The following is a 17,868-nucleotide window of genomic DNA, read 5'->3' on the forward strand; positions in this document are numbered from 1 at the left end:
GTTAAATATTTGATACCCATCGCGGTTACGCACCGTTAGATCCCTACAATTGCCGCCAGAAATTCTGTGACCAAGGAGTAGTAACATGCGCGTTAAAGGTATAACCCCTCAGGATCTGGCCGCTTACGGCATTCACGACGTTAGCGAAATCGTTCACAACCCGAGCTATGAACTGCTGTTTAAGGAAGAAACAGACCCATCTCTGGAAGGTTTTGAGCGTGGGGTAGTCACCAAGCTGGGTGCCGTCTCCGTCGATACCGGCATCTTCACCGGCCGTTCGCCGAAAGACAAATACATCGTCCGCGACGACATTACCCGCGATACCGTGTGGTGGGCCGATCAGGGCAAAGGCAAAAACGACAACAAACCCCTCAGCCCGGAAGTGTGGGCCGATCTGAAACACCTGGTCACCGAGCAGCTTTCCGGCAAACGCCTGTTCGTGGTGGATACCTTCTGCGGCGCCAACGCCGACTCGCGCCTGAAAGTGCGCTTCATCACCGAGGTGGCCTGGCAGGCGCACTTCGTGAAAAACATGTTCATCCGCCCAAGCGACGACGAGCTGGCTGACTTCGAGCCGGACTTCGTGGTGATGAACGGCGCCAAATGCACCAACCCGAACTGGCAGCAGCAAGGCCTGAACTCGGAGAACTTCGTCGCCTTCAACCTGACCGAGCGCATGCAGCTGATCGGCGGCACCTGGTACGGCGGCGAAATGAAGAAAGGCATGTTCTCGATGATGAACTACCTGCTGCCGCTGAAAGGCATCGCCTCGATGCACTGCTCGGCCAACGTGGGCGAGAAAGGCGACGTGGCGGTGTTCTTCGGCCTGTCCGGTACCGGCAAGACCACCCTTTCCACCGATCCTAAGCGTCAGCTGATCGGCGATGACGAGCACGGCTGGGACGACGACGGCGTGTTTAACTTCGAAGGCGGCTGCTACGCCAAGACCATCAAGCTCTCTGAAGAAGCCGAGCCGGACATCTATCACGCCATCAAACGCGACGCGCTGCTGGAAAACGTCACCGTGCTGGCCGACGGCAGCATCGACTTCAACGACGGTTCGAAAACCGAGAACACCCGCGTTTCTTACCCGATCTACCATATCCAAAACATCGTCAAGCCGGTGTCCAAAGCGGGTCACGCCACCAAAGTGATCTTCCTGACCGCCGACGCCTTCGGCGTGTTGCCGCCGGTATCGCGTCTGACCGCCAACCAGACTCAGTATCACTTCCTGTCCGGTTTCACCGCCAAATTGGCCGGCACCGAACGCGGCGTAACCGAGCCAACGCCAACCTTCTCCGCCTGCTTCGGCGCTGCGTTCCTGTCACTGCACCCGACGCAGTACGCCGAAGTGTTGGTAAAACGCATGCAGGCCGCCGGCGCCCAGGCTTACCTGGTCAACACCGGCTGGAACGGCACCGGCAAACGCATCTCGATCAAAGATACGCGCGGCATCATCGACGCCATCCTGAGCGGTGAAATCGACAAGGCGGAAACCGTTACCCTGCCAATCTTCGATCTGGCGATGCCGACCGCGCTGCCGGGCGTGAACCCAGAGATCCTCGATCCGCGCAATACCTACGCCAGCCTCGAGCAGTGGCAGGAAAAAGCGCAGGATCTGGCCGAGCGCTTCATCACCAACTTCGACAAATACACCGACACGCCTGCGGGCGCCGCGCTGGTTAGCGCCGGCCCGAAGCTGTAATTCGGTAGCGTTACCTCTTCAGCTAAGGCGCGGATCCCGCGCCTTTTTTTATTTTCATCGATTGCTTTTTAACCAGCAAGGCGAGAAAATAAGTCAATGCAATCATTGATAGCAAAGGAGGTTTAAATGGCGACTATCACCGTCAGAAATCTGGACGACGAAATCAAAGAGCTGCTGCGTATCTCAGCGGCGAAAAACGGCCATTCTATGGAAGAGGAAGCGCGCATGATCCTGAAACAGGCGCTGGTGAAAAAGCCGCCGCGCTATGGATTGGGTACCTGGATGCATCAGCACTTCGCCGAATTCGGCGGCGTTGAGCTGGAGATCCCACCGCGTGACGCCGTGCCGCCACGCATCGTCACCTTTGATGATGAAGATGACAACGCATGATCATTATCGACACCAACGTCATTTCAGAAACGCTGCGTCCCAGCCCGTACTACAACGTCATTAACTGGTTAAATGAAAAGGACAATGACGAGCTCTATCTCAGCGCCATTGTCCTCGCCGAACTGTTCAGCGGCGTCGCCTGCATGCCTGACGGCAAGCGCCAGCGGGATCTCAAGCTGAAATTGGCGGACGCCATTGAATTGAAGTTCGAGGGGCAGATATTGCCGTTTGATGGGCTGTGCGCGATGCAATACGCGGAATTGACGGCAAGGAATCGGCTGCTGGGTAAAGCGATGAGCGTGCCGGATACCCAAATCGCCGCCACCTGCCTGCATTACGGTGCCGCCCTGGCCACCCGCAATACCAAAGACTTCCTCCACTGCGGTATCGAATTAATCGATCCGTGGCAGGCGCCGACCGGCCGCCGGTTGCATGAGGATGCGGCGGAATACTACGTGATGAGCAGAAAGTCCTGACGGGGCCGCAGCGGCGCGGCCCACATCAGAGGTCAGGCGTTTTCCCTGGCCGTTTGATGACCGTTGGTCGACTCTTTTTTCTCCATCGGCAACGGAATATACGCGCGGATCAACAGCCCGCCGCGCTCGCTGGTGCCGATATCCAGTTCGCCGTCATGCGCGTCGATAATACGCTGCACGATCGCCAGCCCCAGACCGGTGCCGCTGGTGCTGCGCGCGCTGTCACCGCGTACGAACGGCTGCAGCAGGTGCTTCAACTCTTCCGGCTTGATACCCGGGCCGTCATCTTCCACCTGGAACCAGCCGCGCTGCAGCTCGCGGCCGCTGCTGACCTTGATCCAACCGTTGCCGTAACGCGCCGCGTTCACCACCATGTTCACCGCCGCCCGCTTAATCGACAGCGGATGCACATTCATCATCAGCTCGCCCGGTGACAACGCGGTTTCAATCACCCGCTCATAGCCGCTTTCCGCCGCAACCACCTCGCCCAAAATGGCGTTCAGGTCGCTGCTTTCGGTCGGCATCTCCTGCCCGGTGCGCAGATAATCGATGAACTGCTCAATGATGGCGTTGCACTCTTCGATGTCTTTATTGATCGACTCGGCCAGATAACCGTCTTCGGCGCTCATCATCTCCGTCGCCAGCCGGATACGCGTCAACGGCGTGCGCAGATCATGGCTGACCCCGGCCATCAGCAAGGTGCGATCGTCCGCCAGCTGCTTGACGCCCGACGCCATCTGATTGAATGCGCGAGTCACCGACCGCACTTCGGAAGCCCCATACTCGCGCAGCGGCGGCGGAATAATCCCTTTGCCCACCTGCAGCGCCGCATGTTCCAGCTCCACCAGCGGGCGGTTTTGAATACGAATAAACAGCCAGGCACCGCCGATCGCGAGCAGCATGATCGCCAGCGTATAGCGGAACAGCGGAGAGAAGTCGCCCTGATGGATTTCCGTCAGCGGTACGCGCACCCAGATATCGGGCTGCAGCCAGGTTTTCAGCCACACCACCGGGGAGTTCTTGTTCACCTCCACCCGCACATCGGTCGGCCCGCCGAGCTGCTGCGCCATCTGCTGGCTGAGGAACTGGTAGTGCTGCGCCCAGCGCAGGCCGCTCTCCTCCGCCGCCGAGTTGGTGTAGAGAGAAATGCCCAACTCGCGGTAGATCTCACGACGGAACGCTGGCGGCACTTCCAACAGCGTGCCGTCCTCCAGCTGCAGCCGATCGGTCATCAGCATACGCACTTCGTAAGCCAGTACCTTGTTGAACTGCTGCAGGCTGGGCAGGATGGCGAAGTTCAGCACCACCAGATAGGTCGTCACCAGGCTGACGAACAGCAAAGTGACGATCAACAACAGGGTTCGGGCAAACGAGCTACGCGGTGAAAAGCGCAATCGCCTCATGCCTTGCTGCCGTCCGGGACGAAGACGTAGCCGAGACCCCACACGGTCTGGATATAACGCGGATGCGCCGGATCTTCTTCAACCATGCGGCGCAGACGAGAGATCTGCACGTCGATGGAGCGCTCCATGGCGCTGTATTCGCGGCCACGCGCCAGATTCATCAGCTTATCGCGCGACAGCGGTTCACGCGGGTGGCTGACCAGCGCCTTCAGTACCGCGAATTCGCCGCTGGTCAACGGCATCGGCTCGTCTTCGCGGAACATCTCGCGGGTGCCGAGGTTCAGTTTGAATTTGCCGAAAGCGATCACCGCCTCTTCCTGCGAAGGCGCGCCCGGCAGTTCGTTCGCCTGGCGGCGCAGCACCGCGCGGATACGAGCCAACAGCTCACGCGGGTTGAACGGTTTAGGAATGTAGTCGTCGGCGCCGATTTCCAGGCCCACGATGCGATCGACCTCTTCGCCTTTCGCGGTGACCATAATGATCGGCATCGGGTTGCTCTGGCTGCGCAGGCGGCGGCAGATGGACAGGCCGTCTTCGCCCGGCAACATCAGATCGAGCACCATCAAATGGAAGGATTCACGAGTCAGCAAGCGATCCATTTGCTCAGCGTTGGCAACGCTGCGAACCTGGAAGCCCTGCTCGGTTAAATAACGTTCTAAAAGCGCGCGCAGGCGCATGTCATCATCGACAACCAGGATCTTATGATTCTCTTGCATGGTATTACTCCCAAAGGCTTTATTGCCTGACTCGAATATTGTTAGAAAACCTTGCCATTTGAGACAGCGTTTAATGGTATGTATTCTAGACGAAATTGTTACAAAGCTTATTCTTTTCCCCATTTATCAACAATTTTCAGTGAATGTCGACGGGGGTTCGTCAAAATTTCGCCCTTTATCGGCACAATGTGGGGCAGCGGCCCAATTTTGTGCAATTTCGCCACCGGGGAAGCGCCCGGTGGCGTTCAGCTGTCGGGTCAGGAGGTCTGCAGGAAACGTGCCAGCTGCCTACGCAGCTGCCGGTTCTCTTGCTGTAGCGCATCAACCCGATCGAGCAGCGTCAGCGCCATGGCGATCCCCGGCCAGTCCAGATCCAGCTCGGCCCGCAGCCTGCGCGCGCGCTGCAGATGGCTCAGCGCCGGATAATCGAACTCCCAGCGCGGCTGCGCCGGCTCCAACGGCACGATCACGCCCAGGCCGACGATCTCGACCAGCTCATCCTCTGAAATCTCCACTCGCTGACACAGCTCCACCACGGTGAATGTGATCTCTTTCTTCATCATGTGCTTTACTCCCATTCCGCGCGCGGGTTGAACGCCGCCTGTTCAGCCAGCTCTCGCCACAGGGCGCTGGCCTTCTCGTTCGGCTTCGGCGGCATCACCACCTTGAGAATGACATACAGATCGCCGGGCTCTTTCTTGCCCGCCAGCCCTTTGCCTTTGACCCGCAGCCGTTTGCCGCTCTGGCTGCCGGCCGGCACGGTCAGCGCGATTTTTCCGGTCAGCGTCGGCACCTCGATGCTGGCACCCAGTGCCGCTTCCCACGGAGCGAGCGGCGCCACGATGCTCAGGTTGTGGCCATCTATCTCAAACAGCGGGTGCGGCGCGAGGCGGATGACCAGATACAGATCGCCGTTTTGGCCGCCGCCCACGCCGGCAACGCCCTGCCCCTTGAGGCGAATGCGCTCGCCGTCGCCCACGCCGGCCGGGATTTTCACGTTCAACGTTTTGTTGGCTTCGCTCACCTGCCGCCCCAGCTCGTCATACACCGGCAGCGTATAGGAGATCTCGCGGCTTTGGCCATGCAGCGTTTCCTCGAGGAACAGCGGCACCTCCATCTCCAGATCCTGGCCGCGGAAGCCATGCCCGCCGTGCGAGTGCGAAGCGGAACGGTGCCCGCCCGCCGCACGCCCGCCGAACATGCTCTCGAAGAAGTCGGAGAAGTCTTGCGCGTCGGCGCCGCCGCCGTGCCATGAAGCGCTCTGCTGATAGCCGCCGTGATCGCCGCGCGCCTGGCGGCCAAAGTTCGGATCGTTGCGGTGCAGCCGGATCTGATCGTACTCGGCGCGGCGCTCGTCGTCCTTCAGCACCTCATAGGCTTCGGCCAGCTCCTTGAACTTGCTCTCGGCGTCGTCTTCAGTGCTCACGTCAGGGTGATATTTACGCGCCAGCCGGCGGTAGGCCGTTTTGATGGTTTTCAGATCGGCGTTGGGCTCAACGCCCATCGTGGCGTAGTAATCTTTAAATTCCATGCGGTAATACCTTCAATGTGTTGGGTTGTGCGCCAAAATTCCTTGTCTCTCTCGCCAGATATCCTCCTTTCGTCACATTCCTTTTCCGCTATCGCTAAGCATACTCCCGATTGTTAAAAGCTGCGCAAACTGAATAAAAACCGTGCGACAAGGCGCAGGCCCGCGCGCCATTTCTAAAGCCCCCCGCATTCACGTACACTGTGGCGGTGGCCCCATAAAGATAAATCACGATGAGAACTCAACTGATAACCCGTGAAGGGTATGACAAGCTCAAACAAGAGCTGGATTACCTCTGGCGTGAAGAACGCCCCGAGGTGACCAAAAAAGTGACCTGGGCCGCCAGCCTGGGCGACAGAAGCGAAAACGCCGACTACCAGTACAACAAGAAGCGGCTGCGCGAAATTGACCGCCGCGTCCGCTATCTGACCAAATGCCTGGAGCAGTTGAAGATCGTCGATTACTCCCCGCAGCAGGAAGGCAAGGTGTTCTTCGGTGCCTGGGTGGAGGTGGAGAATGACGACGGCGAGACCAAACGCTTTCGCATCGTCGGTTACGACGAGATTTTCGGCCGCAAGGATTACATCTCCATCGATGCGCCGATGGCGCGCGCCCTGCTGAAAAAAGAGGTCGGGGACATCGCCACCGTCAATACGCCGCTGGGCGAGGCACAGTGGTACGTAAATGAGATAAACTACCCGAAGTAAGCTTTCAGCTTTTTCCGAACCGCCGCCAACGCCGCCGCCTGAGCTGTTCTCCACGCCGCGGCCGCGCGGCGGCGGCCCGCTCCACTGGCATTTTCCGCGATCAATCCGTATAACTGTCCCCTGTTTATTCACCGTTCTCAATACAGATACCAGACCTATGAATGACCCACTGAGCCGCATTATTGCAACAGAACTGCAGGCCCGGCCGGAGCAAGTCGACTCCGCCATCCGTCTGCTGGATGAAGGTAATACCGTGCCCTTTATTGCACGCTATCGTAAGGAAGTCACCGGGGGCCTGGACGACACCCAACTGCGCCAGCTGGAAACCCGCCTGGGTTATCTGCGTGAACTGGAAGATCGTCGTCAGACCATCCTGAAGTCGATCGATGAACAGGGCAAACTGACCGAACAGCTGGCGGGGGCGATCAACGCCACGCTGAGCAAGACCGAACTCGAAGACCTCTACCTGCCGTACAAACCGAAGCGCCGCACCCGTGGCCAGATCGCCATCGAAGCCGGTCTGGAACCGCTGGCGGACACGCTGTGGCAGGATCCGCAACAGCAGCCGGAACAGCTGGCTGAACGCTACGTCGACGCCGACAAGGGCGTGGCGGACGTGAAAGCCGCCCTCGACGGCGCGCGCTATATCCTGATGGAGCGCTTCGCCGAAGACGCCGCGCTGCTGGCCAAGGTGCGCGACTACCTGTGGAAAAACGCCCATCTGGTGTCCAAAGTGGTCGAGGGCAAGGAAGACGAAGGCGCCAAGTTCCGCGACTACTTCGATCACCACGAACCGATTTCCCAGGTGCCTTCGCACCGCGCGCTGGCAATGTTCCGCGGCCGCAACGAAGGTGTGCTGCAGCTGGCGCTGAACGCCGATCCGCAATTTGAGGAAGCGCCGCGCGAAAGCCAGGCGGAGCTGATCATCATCAATCACCTCAACCTGCGCCTGAACAACGCCCCGGCCGACGCCTGGCGTAAGGCGGTGGTCAACTGGACCTGGCGCATCAAGGTGCTCCTGCACCTGGAAACCGAGCTGATGGGCACGGTGCGCGAACGCGCGGAAGACGAAGCGATCAACGTGTTCGCCCGCAACATGCATGATCTGCTGATGGCCGCGCCGGCCGGCATGCGCGCCACCATGGGCCTCGATCCAGGCCTGCGAACCGGGGTGAAAGTCGCCGTGGTCGACGCGACCGGTAAACTGGTGGCCACCGACACCGTTTACCCGCACACCGGGCAAGCGGCCAAAGCCGCCGCCATCGTCGCGGCACTGTGCATCAAACACAATGTAGAGCTGGTGGCCATCGGCAACGGCACCGCTTCGCGTGAGACCGAGCGTTTCTATCTCGACCTGCAAAAGCAGTTCAGCGACGTCCGGGCGCAGAAAGTGATCGTCAGCGAAGCGGGCGCATCGGTGTACTCCGCGTCAGAACTGGCGGCGCTGGAATTCCCGGATCTCGACGTGTCGCTGCGCGGCGCGGTATCCATTGCCCGTCGCCTGCAGGATCCGCTGGCAGAGCTGGTGAAGATCGATCCGAAATCCATCGGCGTCGGCCAGTATCAGCACGACGTCAGCCAGAGCCAGTTGGCGAAGAAGCTGGATTCGGTGGTGGAAGACTGCGTGAACGCCGTCGGCGTCGATCTGAACACCGCATCGGTACCATTGCTGACCCGCGTGGCCGGCCTGACACGCATGATGGCGCAGAACATCGTCAACTGGCGCGACGAGAACGGCCGCTTCAGCAACCGTGAACAGCTGCTGAAAGTCAGCCGTCTGGGGCCGAAGGCCTTCGAACAGTGCGCCGGCTTCCTGCGCATCAACCACGGCGACAACCCGCTGGATGCCTCCACCGTTCACCCGGAAGCCTACCCGGTGGTGCAGCGCATCCTGGCCGCCACCGAGCAGGCGCTGCAGGACCTGATGGGCAACGCCTCGGCGGTGCGCAGCCTGAAAGCGGTCGATTTCACCGACGACAAGTTCGGCGTGCCGACGGTCACCGACATTCTGAAAGAGCTGGAGAAGCCGGGCCGCGACCCGCGTCCGGAGTTCAAAACCGCCACCTTTGCCGAAGGCGTGGAAACCCTCAACGATCTGCAGCCGGGGATGATCCTGGAAGGGTCGGTCACTAACGTCACCAACTTCGGCGCCTTCGTGGATATCGGTGTGCATCAGGATGGCCTGGTGCACATCTCCTCGCTGGCGGACAAGTTCGTCGAAGATCCGCACACCGTGGTGAAGGCCGGCGACATCGTCAAAGTGAAGGTGATGGAAGTCGATCTGCAGCGTAAACGCATCGCGCTGAGCATGCGCCTGGATGAGCAACCGGGCGAAGGTTCACCGCGCCGCGGCGGCAACGCGCCGGCACAGGCACGCGACAACGCCAACCGTTCGGCAGGCGGCAACAAGGCCAAACCGCGCAATGCGACGCCGGCCGGCAACAGCGCCATGGGCGACGCGCTGGCGGCGGCATTCGGCAAGAAACGCTAAGTCAGAGCCAACAGGGCGGAGCCTGCTCCGCCCTTTCCGATGAATAAAACTTGCGGCATTTCTTGACCCGTCTCAATAAACCATCATCTTTTTATTTCCCGTTCCTGCGTGACCGCCCTCCCATTATTCAGGCAACAAAAATGCCTTCTGCAGCCATTTATTAACAACTCCGTTAACACGCATTTTTCATCTCGCTAATTGTGAGAGAAACACAAATGGTTACCGCTCGCATTACGGTGGAATAATGTTATCGAATTGCCTTTCAGCGGAAATAAATAAAGGGAAAAAGCCATCGATATTTGCAAACAAGAAAACTCGGCTACAAATACGTAACTGATTTAACTCGCCATTCTCATTTGTTCCCAAGTGCAAGCAGTGATAAAACATCGTTAATCAAGACAACGCCATTAAAAACTGCCGTCACCATAATAATTGGTTACAATACCCTTACTTTTTGTATTGAACGCGATAATGATAATTACTATTATTTGCGCTCACTTTATTGCATGACCTTATGGATGAATACCGCCGACGGCGTGGCATTTTCGCCGGCAACGTCCAATTATCATCAGCCCGATGTTCATCGGCACCCGGAAGGTTAATCACATGCAGCTTCAACCTAAACGCACGTATAAGATTGTCGGCTTTTCCGGTGAAATTGCGCCGGCCTACCGCCAGAAATTGTTATCGCTCGGCATGCTGCCTGGCTCTTCATTCGACGTAGTGCGCGTCGCGCCACTGGGCGATCCGATAGAAATTAAAACTCGCCGCGTCAGCCTGGTGCTGCGCAAGAAGGATCTGGCGCTGCTGCAGCTCGATGGCCAGCCCTGACCTCCGTTTGCCGACGCGCTCTTGCGCCGGCGCTGTTCTCCTTCAAGACGACACGCTGAACTATGAAAAAACTCACCATCGGCTTAATCGGTAACCCAAACTCCGGCAAAACCACGCTGTTCAACCAGCTGACGGGCGCACGCCAACGGGTCGGCAACTGGGCGGGCGTGACGGTCGAACGCAAAGAAGGCCATTTCACCACCCCGCAGTCCGACGTGCGGCTGGTCGATTTGCCCGGCACCTACTCCCTGACCACCATTTCAGAGCAAACGTCGCTCGATGAGCAGATCGCCTGCCATTACATTTTGAGCGGCGACGCCGATCTGCTGATCAACGTGGTCGACGCCTCCAACCTGGAGCGCAACCTCTACCTGACGCTGCAATTGCTGGAGCTGGGCATCCCCTGCATCGTGGCGCTGAACATGCTCGACATCGCCAAAAGCCAGCATATCGATATCGACGTCGCCGCGCTGTCGGCGCGCCTCGGCTGCCCGGTAGTACCGATGATCTCCACCCGCGCCGACGGCATCGGCGTGCTGAAACAGATGATCGACAATCATCGCATCAACGAACAGCAGGCGCTGGTGAACTACCCACCGTTGCTGCTGAAAGCGGTCGCCACGCTGAGCAACGCCATGCCGCAAACGCTGCCGGCAGTGCAACGCCGCTGGCTGGCATTGCAGATGCTGGAGGGCGACATCTACAGCCACCGGCTGGCCGGTCCCGCCGTCGCGCTGCTGCCTGCGGCCATTCAGACGTTGCAACAGCAGGAGCAAGAAGACCCGGCGCTGGTGATCGCCGACGCGCGCTACCAGTCTATCGCCACCCTGAGCGACGCGGTCAGCAACTCGCAGCAGGCGATGCCCAACCGCCTGACCGATATGCTGGATAAAGTGATCCTCAACCGCTGGCTGGGCGTGCCGATCTTCCTGTTGGTGATGTACCTGATGTTCCTGCTGGCGATCAATATCGGCGGCGCGCTGCAGCCGATCTTCGATATCGGCTCGGCGGCGATCTTCATTCAGGGCATTCAGTGGCTCGGCTACACCCTGCACTTCCCCGGCTGGCTGACCGTATTCCTGGCGCAGGGCGTCGGCGGCGGCATCAACACCGTGCTGCCGCTGGTGCCGCAGATCGGCATGATGTACCTGTTCCTGTCATTCCTGGAAGACTCCGGCTACATGGCGCGCGCGGCGTTCGTGATGGATCGCCTGATGCAGGCGCTCGGGCTGCCGGGTAAATCCTTCGTGCCGCTGATCGTCGGCTTCGGTTGCAACGTGCCGTCCATCATGGGCGCCCGTACGCTGGACGCCCAGCGCGAGCGCCTGATCACCATCATGATGGCGCCGTTCATGTCGTGCGGCGCCCGTCTGGCGATCTTCGCGGTGTTCGCCGCCGCCTTCTTCGGCCAGGACGGTGCTGGGGTGGTGTTCTCGCTATACATGCTCGGCATCGCGGTGGCGATCCTGACCGGCCTGGTACTCAAATATACCCTCATGCGCGGCGAAGCCTCACCGTTCGTCATGGAGCTGCCGGTTTACCACGTGCCGCACCTGAAAAGCCTGCTGCTGCAAACCTGGCAGCGGTTGAAAGGCTTCGTGTTGCGCGCCGGTAAGGTGATCGTGGTAGCCAGCATATTCATCGGCGGCCTGAACAGCTTCTCGTTCAGCGGCAAAACGGTCGACAACATCAACGACTCCGCGCTGGCCTCGGTCTCCAAGGTGTTGACGCCGCTGCTGCAGCCGATGGGCGTCCACAGCGATAACTGGCAGGCCACCGTCGGTCTGGTGACCGGCGCGATGGCGAAAGAAGTGGTGGTCGGCACGCTGAATACGCTGTATACCGCCGAGCACATCAACAAAGAGGCGTTCGACGCCGCCAACTTCAACCTGCTCGATGAGCTGGGCGGCGCGCTGCAGGAAACCTGGGACGGCCTGAAAAATACCTTCAGCCTGAGCGTGCTCTCCAACCCGATCGAAGCCAGCAAGGGCGACGGCGAGATGGGCGTCGGTTCGATGGGCGTGATGAGCAGCAAATTCGGCTCCGGCATTTCCGCCTACAGCTACCTGATCTTCGTGCTGCTGTATGTGCCTTGCGTCTCGGTGATGGGCGCCATCGCACGTGAATCAAGCCGCGGCTGGATGACCTTCTCAATCCTGTGGGGGCTGAACGTGGCCTACTCGCTGGCGACGCTGTTCTATCAGGCGGCGACCTTCAACCAACACCCGCAGTACAGCCTGACGGCGATCCTGGCGGTGGTGCTGGTGAACCTGCTGGTGCTGTTCGGCCTGCGCCGGGCGCGCAGCCGCGTCACGGTGCGCCTGGGCAACGCCACGCCGGCGGCTTGTTGCCAGAGCGCCAAAGGGAGCTGTCACTGATGGCCGGGCTGCTGCAGGTGCGCGATGCGCTGGCGCTGCGCGGCAGCGCCCAGGCGCAGCAGCTCAGCCAATCGCTGGCGACGCCGCTGCCGCTGGTGCAGGCGATGCTGGATCGTTTGACGGCAATGGGGAAAGTGGAACGTATCGAACAGGATGGCGGCGCCTGTCTGAGCGGCAGTTGCAAAAGCTGCCCGCAGGGCCAGGGATGCAGCACGGTGTTCTACCGGCTGAAGGCCTGACGATCAGGGGCGCCGCAGCGGCGCCCCTTGCCGTTCAAGGCTTATTGCTTGTCTTTGTAAACTTCGGCGATGGCGCTGAATTTACCGTGTTCGCGGCCCGCCAGGATCACGTAGTATTGACCGCCCTTTTCGTCTGCCAGTTTGGACAGCTCTTCCTTGGCATCCATCGGTGACGTGGTTTCCGCCGTCGTGGTGACGGTGCCGATCTTCTCGTATTTACCCGGATTCTTATCCAGATCTTCCTTGGTCAGCAGGGTTGCCGCCATGGAGCCGAAAGACACCGAACCCAGCACTGCCGCTGCAATAATCATCTTCAATGATTTCATGACACTAACCTCTCAATGGATAATTTATCTGTTATGAAAGCCGTCAAGGATCCATGCGTAGTACCGCAGGCTGCCGCGACATCCTCAGGCCTCGTTGCTTTCCCTGACGGGGCCTGTTTCCCAGAGACGAAACGCCAAAATGAAAAGCGCCGCACGCGGTCTTTTCATTTTGCAGCCAACGCATTGACTCACTAAGTATTGAACAGCTTTGTCTTTTATCCACCCGGCGGCGTTTTTTTTCGCGCTCTATCGTGCGTTTTCACGCTGCATTCAATGTGCTGCAATAAACGCTTCGATCATCGTCACAAATTCATCGGGATGAGAGATAAATGGCGCATGGGCGGCTTTGGCCACGATCTGCGACGTAGAGTTCGGCCAGTCGGCGTCGAGCAGCTCGGCGACCTTGCGCGGCACCAGCCCGTCCAGATAGCCGTAGATCCGCAGCAGCGGCAGCGTCAACTCCGCCAGCGGTGCACGCAGATCGGCTGTGCGCAAGATCTCCAGCCCACCGTTCAGCACCTCGACGCTCGGCGTCGGTTGGTTGAGCACCACCGCTTTCAGTTGGCGCGCATCCTGACGCGCGCTCTCAGTGCCCAGCGTCTGCAGCGCCAGAAAACGCTCGACGGTGCGCTGGAAATCCAGGCTCAGCTGATGCTGGAAACCGCTCAGCACATCCGGGCGGATCCCCGGCCACTCATCGCGGGCGGCAAAGCACGGCGAGGAGGCTACGGTGATAAGCCCCTTGACTCGCTCGGGCTGCATCAGCGCCGCCTGGCTGGCCACCAGCCCACCGAGCGACCAGCCAAGCCACCTGGACTGCGGCGGGGCAGCCGCCAGCACGATTTCCGTCATCTGCTCCAGCGACAGGGCGCCGAACCCCTGGCTACGGCCGTACCCCGGCAGATCGACCAGGTGCAGGCGAAAATGCGGCGTCAGTCGCGCCTGAATGCAACTCCACACTTCGGCGTTCAATCCCCAGCCGTGCAGCAGCACAAGATCGCGTTCGCCTTCGCCTATTGTTTGCCAGTACAGCGCTGTCATTGGTTATTGTCCTTTCATACTTATCCGTCACGGAGACGCTATGCTATCAATCCGCAGCCGTTGTTGGCTATGCCGACAACCGTTGAGCCTGATCCGTCATGGCATCTGCAGCTGTTGCCTGCGTCATCTGCCGGCCCACCCGCCGTGTTGCCCGCGCTGCGGATTGCCCGCCGGGAAGACGCGAACGCCCTGCGGCCGCTGCCTGCAACGGCCACCGCCCTGGCAACGGCTGGTGTTCGTCGGCGACTACGTTGCGCCCCTCAGCCAACTGGTAAAAAGGTTCAAGTTCCACCGCGCGCCCGAGCTGGCGCCGACGCTAGCGCGCCTGATGTTGTTGCGGTGGCAGCAGGCGCGCAGAGAGCAGTATCTGAACAGACCCGACCTGATTTTAGCGGTACCCTTGTATGCAACACGCTGCTGGCACCGTGGTTATAACCAGAGCGATCTGTTGGCCCGGCCGCTGGCGCGCTGGCTGGGCTGCACCTATCAGCCCGCCGCCTTGCGCCGGGTGCGCAAAACCGCCCCGCAACAGCGGCTGAGCGCCGGGGTACGCAGGCGCAATCTGCAACGCGCGTTCGTTTGCGTGGCATCGGTCGCCGGCCGGCATATCGCCCTGGTGGATGACGTGGTGACCACCGGCAGCACCGTCGCGCAGATAGCGGCGCTGCTGCAGCGGCAAGGCGCCGCCTCGGTGCAGATATGGTGCGTTTGCCGCACGTTGTAGTGCCACGGCAATGGGCGTATTATAACCGACTATAGAAGTCAACTATTGAGCTAATGCTATGATCCGTATAACAGATACTGCACAGGAACACTTTGCCAAACTGCTGGCAAATCAAGAAGAAGGCACCCAAATCCGCGTATTCGTGATCAACCCGGGCACGCCGACGGCCGAATGCGGTGTCTCTTATTGTCCGCCGGACGCGGTAGAAGCGACGGATACCGAACTGAAGTTCGACAAACTGTCCGCCTATGTCGATGAGCTGAGCGCGCCGTATCTGGAAGACGCCGAAATCGACTTCGTGACCGACCAACTGGGTTCTCAGCTGACGCTGAAAGCGCCAAACGCCAAAATGCGCAAGGTCGATGACGATGCGCCGCTGATGGAGCGCGTGGAATACGTGCTGCAGTCGCAGATCAACCCACAGCTGGCGGGCCACGGCGGCCGCGTAACGCTGATGGAGATCACCGACGACAACATGGCGATCCTGCAGTTCGGCGGCGGTTGCAACGGTTGTTCGATGGTCGACGTCACGCTGAAAGAAGGCATCGAGAAAGAGCTGCTGCAGAAATTCCCGGAGCTGAAAGGCGTGCGTGACCTGACCGAGCACCAGCGCGGCGAGCACTCCTACTATTGATACCCTTCTTACTTGAAGTTGCAGCGTTGTTGGCCGCATGCGCGCCCCCCAGTCACTTACTTAAGTAAGTTCCTGGGGATTTACGCACTTGCCGCCTAGCTGCAACTCCAATTAATTCGGGTATCCGTCATTTGGATGGGACTAAAGTTCTCGTCCTTTGACCTAATACAACGACACCTCATCGTCACCCCACCGACACCTTGCGGCGCCGCTTGTCCAAATCCTTCAGCAGCCGGTTTATCCGCGGATCGGCGAACATCTCCTCCAGCGTCTGGGTCAGCTTGCGCCGCCAGTTAGGGTACTGATCGCTGGTACCGGGAATATTGACCGGATCGGCCATATCCAGCCAGTCTTCCGGCTGCAGGCCGAGCAAGGCGCTGGCGCTGTCGGCGACATAGCGCTGCAGGCCGCGGTTAAGCAGCGGGCTCATGCCGAGCAGCGCTGCCTTCTTGCCCACCTTCTGCGGCACGCAGCCATAACGATGCAATCCATCCAGCAGCCCCTGCTTGGCGCGTTCCCGATCGGCGAACAGCGCCCGCAGGATCTCCGCGTCCGGGTAAAGACCCAGCCGGTTGCCGAGCGTCAGATCGTCGCTTTGCCAGTAGCCGCGCAGCGTCGGCAGATCGTGGGTGGTGATGGTTGCCATCGCCTGTACCGGATAGGCCTGAGGCGCGCGGAAATGGTGTTCGCCGTCGCTTTCGAAATAGAGCACTTTGTAGGAATAGACGCCGCTGTCGCGCAGCTTGCCGACGATCTCCACCGGCACCGTGCCGAGATCTTCGCCGATCACCATGCAACGGTGGCGCTGGCTTTCCAGCGCCAACACCGCCAGCAGATCGTCCACCGGGTATTTGACGTAGGCGCCGCGATCGGCGGTTTCGCCATACGGGATCCACCACAGCCGCAGCAGCGCCATGACGTGATCGATGCGCAGCGCGCCGCAGTTGGTCATGTTGGCGCGCAAAAGATCGATAAACGGCTGGTACCCGCGTGCCGCCATCACGTGCGGATCCATCGGCGGCAGGCCCCAGTTTTGCCCCAGAGGCCCCAGAATATCCGGCGGTGCCCCGACCGACGCTTTCAGGCAGTACAGTTCGCGGTCACACCAGGTTTCCGCCCCGCCTTCCGCCACCCCGACCGCCAGATCGCGATACAGGCCAATCGGCATCTGCTGCTGCCGGCTCTGGTCAAAACACTGCGCGAACTGCGTGGCCGCCAGCCACTGCAGCCACAGGTAAAAGCGGACCGCGTCCTGATGTTCGGAGCAGAACAGCCGTACCGCTTCGCTCTGCCCCTGCCGATAGCGCTCTGGCCAGGCCGGCCAGCCCCACTGGTGGGCATCTTTGGCCGCCAGATGGGCATGCAGCGCGTCGAACGCCGCCTGCTGATACAGGCTGTCGCCGCCCTCGCTGACGAACTGTTCGAACGCCTGACGCTGCCCGTCGTTTGGCTTGCGCGCCTGAAACAGCGGAAACGCCAGCTTCAGCGCCGCCAGCTTCAGCTGCATCACGGCGGTGTAATCCACCCACTCCGCAGCGCGCGCCTTGGCCAGCTGCTTCTGCGTCGCCGGCTTCTGCCACCAGCGCTGCGCCGCATCGCTGCGCTGGAAATCCTCCACCGCGTTGACGTCGATATACGCCAGATTCAGCCAGCGGCGCGACGAGGGGCTGTAAGGGCTGGCGCTCTCCGGATTAGCCGGATACAGCGCATGGATCGGGTTGAGGCCAACGAAGGCGCCGCCGCGCTCCCCCACCTGCTCCACCATCAGACGCAGATCGCCGAAATCGCCGATGCCCCAGTTGCGATCGGAGCGCAGCGTATACAGCTGAACGCAAGCGCCCCACAGCTTCTTACCGGTCAGCAAGGCGTCCGGCTCGAAGCAGCGTCTCGGCGCGACGATCAGCCGGCATGGCCACTGCTGCTCGCCCTGGCTCAGCGTCAATTGGTGGTAACCCACCGGCAGATCGCCGGGCAGCGTCAGGGTCTTGCGCGCGCCGATGCGCCCCTGCAGGCATTCGCCGTCTTCACGTTGCAGCGCCCACAGGTACTCGCCTTCGCCCGCCGGGGTCAGCGCCAGCGGCGCGCCCTGATAGAACACCTTGACCGCCGGTAACGGCGGCGCCGCTCCTTCCTGCTCGGCATCGGTTCGGTTCATGGCCGCCAGCAGCTTGCGCTTGGTCTGCGGTTCAATCGCCTGCCGCTTGCCGTGGGCATTGATGAAATCGGCGGCGATCCCCGCCTGCGCTGCCGCCTGATCGATACGCTTGCGATCCATTCGC

Annotated in this window: 17 protein-coding genes; 10 read left to right on the forward strand and 7 right to left on the reverse strand. The window is 60.4% G+C overall.

The features are described from left to right. The first annotated feature begins 85 nt into the window (after window positions 1-85). The 3 genes from pckA to ACMGGW_RS21385 all read left to right on the forward strand — a co-directional run bounded on the left by pckA (window position 86) and on the right by ACMGGW_RS21385 (window position 2,571). Entirely contained in the window at window positions 86-1,705 is a 1,620-nt protein-coding gene (gene pckA, locus ACMGGW_RS21375) for a phosphoenolpyruvate carboxykinase (ATP) (RefSeq protein ID WP_043138920.1), read from the forward strand. 126 nt (window positions 1,706-1,831) lie between these two features. After that, the gene (locus ACMGGW_RS21380; protein WP_004930730.1) at window positions 1,832-2,095 is read left to right on the forward strand and encodes a FitA-like ribbon-helix-helix domain-containing protein; all 264 of its coding nucleotides are present in this window, start codon (window positions 1,832-1,834) and stop codon (window positions 2,093-2,095) included. After that, on the forward strand, window positions 2,092-2,571 hold the full coding sequence (locus tag ACMGGW_RS21385; RefSeq protein WP_016930378.1) for a type II toxin-antitoxin system VapC family toxin: 480 nt from the start codon (window positions 2,092-2,094) through the stop codon (window positions 2,569-2,571). Before ACMGGW_RS21380 ends, ACMGGW_RS21385 begins: the two co-directional genes overlap by 4 nt. A 32-nt stretch (window positions 2,572-2,603) precedes the next feature. Here ACMGGW_RS21385 and envZ read toward each other — a convergent pair whose 3' ends face one another. From envZ to cbpA, 4 genes are all read right to left on the reverse strand, one after another. After that, a complete protein-coding gene (envZ, locus tag ACMGGW_RS21390) occupies window positions 2,604-3,974 on the reverse strand; it encodes a two-component system sensor histidine kinase EnvZ (protein ID WP_015379311.1) in 1,371 nt (456 codons plus the stop codon). Next, window positions 3,971-4,690 (reverse strand): two-component system response regulator OmpR, encoded by a 720-nt coding sequence (ompR, locus tag ACMGGW_RS21395; RefSeq protein WP_004709363.1) that lies wholly within the window; start codon window positions 4,688-4,690, stop codon window positions 3,971-3,973. Before ompR ends, envZ begins: the two co-directional genes overlap by 4 nt. A gap of 257 nt (window positions 4,691-4,947) precedes the next feature. Continuing rightward, the gene (locus ACMGGW_RS21400; protein WP_004930739.1) at window positions 4,948-5,253 is read right to left on the reverse strand and encodes a chaperone modulator CbpM; all 306 of its coding nucleotides are present in this window, start codon (window positions 5,251-5,253) and stop codon (window positions 4,948-4,950) included. Window positions 5,254-5,258: 5 nt separating this feature from the next. Beyond that, window positions 5,259-6,221, reverse strand: coding sequence for a curved DNA-binding protein (gene cbpA / locus ACMGGW_RS21405; protein WP_025304550.1), 963 nt, complete (start codon window positions 6,219-6,221; stop codon window positions 5,259-5,261). A 230-nt stretch (window positions 6,222-6,451) separates the two neighbouring features. Between cbpA and greB the strand changes: the two genes are divergently transcribed. From greB to ACMGGW_RS21430, 5 genes are all read left to right on the forward strand, one after another. Next, entirely contained in the window at window positions 6,452-6,925 is a 474-nt protein-coding gene (gene greB / locus ACMGGW_RS21410; protein WP_025304551.1) for a transcription elongation factor GreB, read from the forward strand. A 157-nt stretch (window positions 6,926-7,082) separates the two neighbouring features. After that, the gene (locus ACMGGW_RS21415) at window positions 7,083-9,416 is read left to right on the forward strand and encodes a Tex family protein (RefSeq protein ID WP_025304552.1); all 2,334 of its coding nucleotides are present in this window, start codon (window positions 7,083-7,085) and stop codon (window positions 9,414-9,416) included. A gap of 606 nt (window positions 9,417-10,022) precedes the next feature. Next, window positions 10,023-10,247, forward strand: coding sequence for a ferrous iron transporter A (gene feoA / locus ACMGGW_RS21420; protein ID WP_043139125.1), 225 nt, complete (start codon window positions 10,023-10,025; stop codon window positions 10,245-10,247). A 62-nt stretch (window positions 10,248-10,309) separates the two neighbouring features. Then, on the forward strand, window positions 10,310-12,625 hold the full coding sequence (feoB, locus tag ACMGGW_RS21425; protein ID WP_060448470.1) for a Fe(2+) transporter permease subunit FeoB: 2,316 nt from the start codon (window positions 10,310-10,312) through the stop codon (window positions 12,623-12,625). Next, a complete protein-coding gene (locus tag ACMGGW_RS21430) occupies window positions 12,625-12,864 on the forward strand; it encodes a FeoC-like transcriptional regulator (RefSeq protein WP_033639206.1) in 240 nt (79 codons plus the stop codon). Before feoB ends, ACMGGW_RS21430 begins: the two co-directional genes overlap by 1 nt. Window positions 12,865-12,905: 41 nt before the next feature. Here ACMGGW_RS21430 and ACMGGW_RS21435 read toward each other — a convergent pair whose 3' ends face one another. Continuing rightward, window positions 12,906-13,190 carry a YdgH/BhsA/McbA-like domain containing protein gene (locus tag ACMGGW_RS21435; protein WP_004930765.1) on the reverse strand — a complete coding sequence of 95 codons (285 nt, stop codon included), beginning with the start codon at window positions 13,188-13,190 and terminating at the stop codon, window positions 12,906-12,908. Between the two features lie 270 nt (window positions 13,191-13,460). Further along, window positions 13,461-14,231 (reverse strand): pimeloyl-ACP methyl ester esterase BioH, encoded by a 771-nt coding sequence (gene bioH, locus ACMGGW_RS21440; RefSeq protein WP_197832480.1) that lies wholly within the window; start codon window positions 14,229-14,231, stop codon window positions 13,461-13,463. Between the two features lie 40 nt (window positions 14,232-14,271). Here bioH and gntX point away from each other — a divergent pair, with 40 nt between their 5' ends. Both gntX and nfuA read left to right on the forward strand, forming a co-directional pair. Continuing rightward, entirely contained in the window at window positions 14,272-14,955 is a 684-nt protein-coding gene (gntX, locus tag ACMGGW_RS21445; RefSeq protein ID WP_197832481.1) for a DNA utilization protein GntX, read from the forward strand. Between the two features lie 58 nt (window positions 14,956-15,013). Beyond that, a complete protein-coding gene (nfuA, locus tag ACMGGW_RS21450) occupies window positions 15,014-15,589 on the forward strand; it encodes a Fe-S biogenesis protein NfuA (RefSeq protein WP_025304558.1) in 576 nt (191 codons plus the stop codon). Between the two features lie 184 nt (window positions 15,590-15,773). Here nfuA and malQ read toward each other — a convergent pair whose 3' ends face one another. Then, entirely contained in the window at window positions 15,774-17,864 is a 2,091-nt protein-coding gene (gene malQ / locus ACMGGW_RS21455; RefSeq protein ID WP_197832482.1) for a 4-alpha-glucanotransferase, read from the reverse strand. Between the last annotated feature and the right edge of the window lie 4 nt (window positions 17,865-17,868).

This window comes from Serratia sp. BNK-4, from assembly GCF_048685115.1.
Lineage (GTDB): Bacteria > Pseudomonadota > Gammaproteobacteria > Enterobacterales > Enterobacteriaceae > Serratia > Serratia bockelmannii.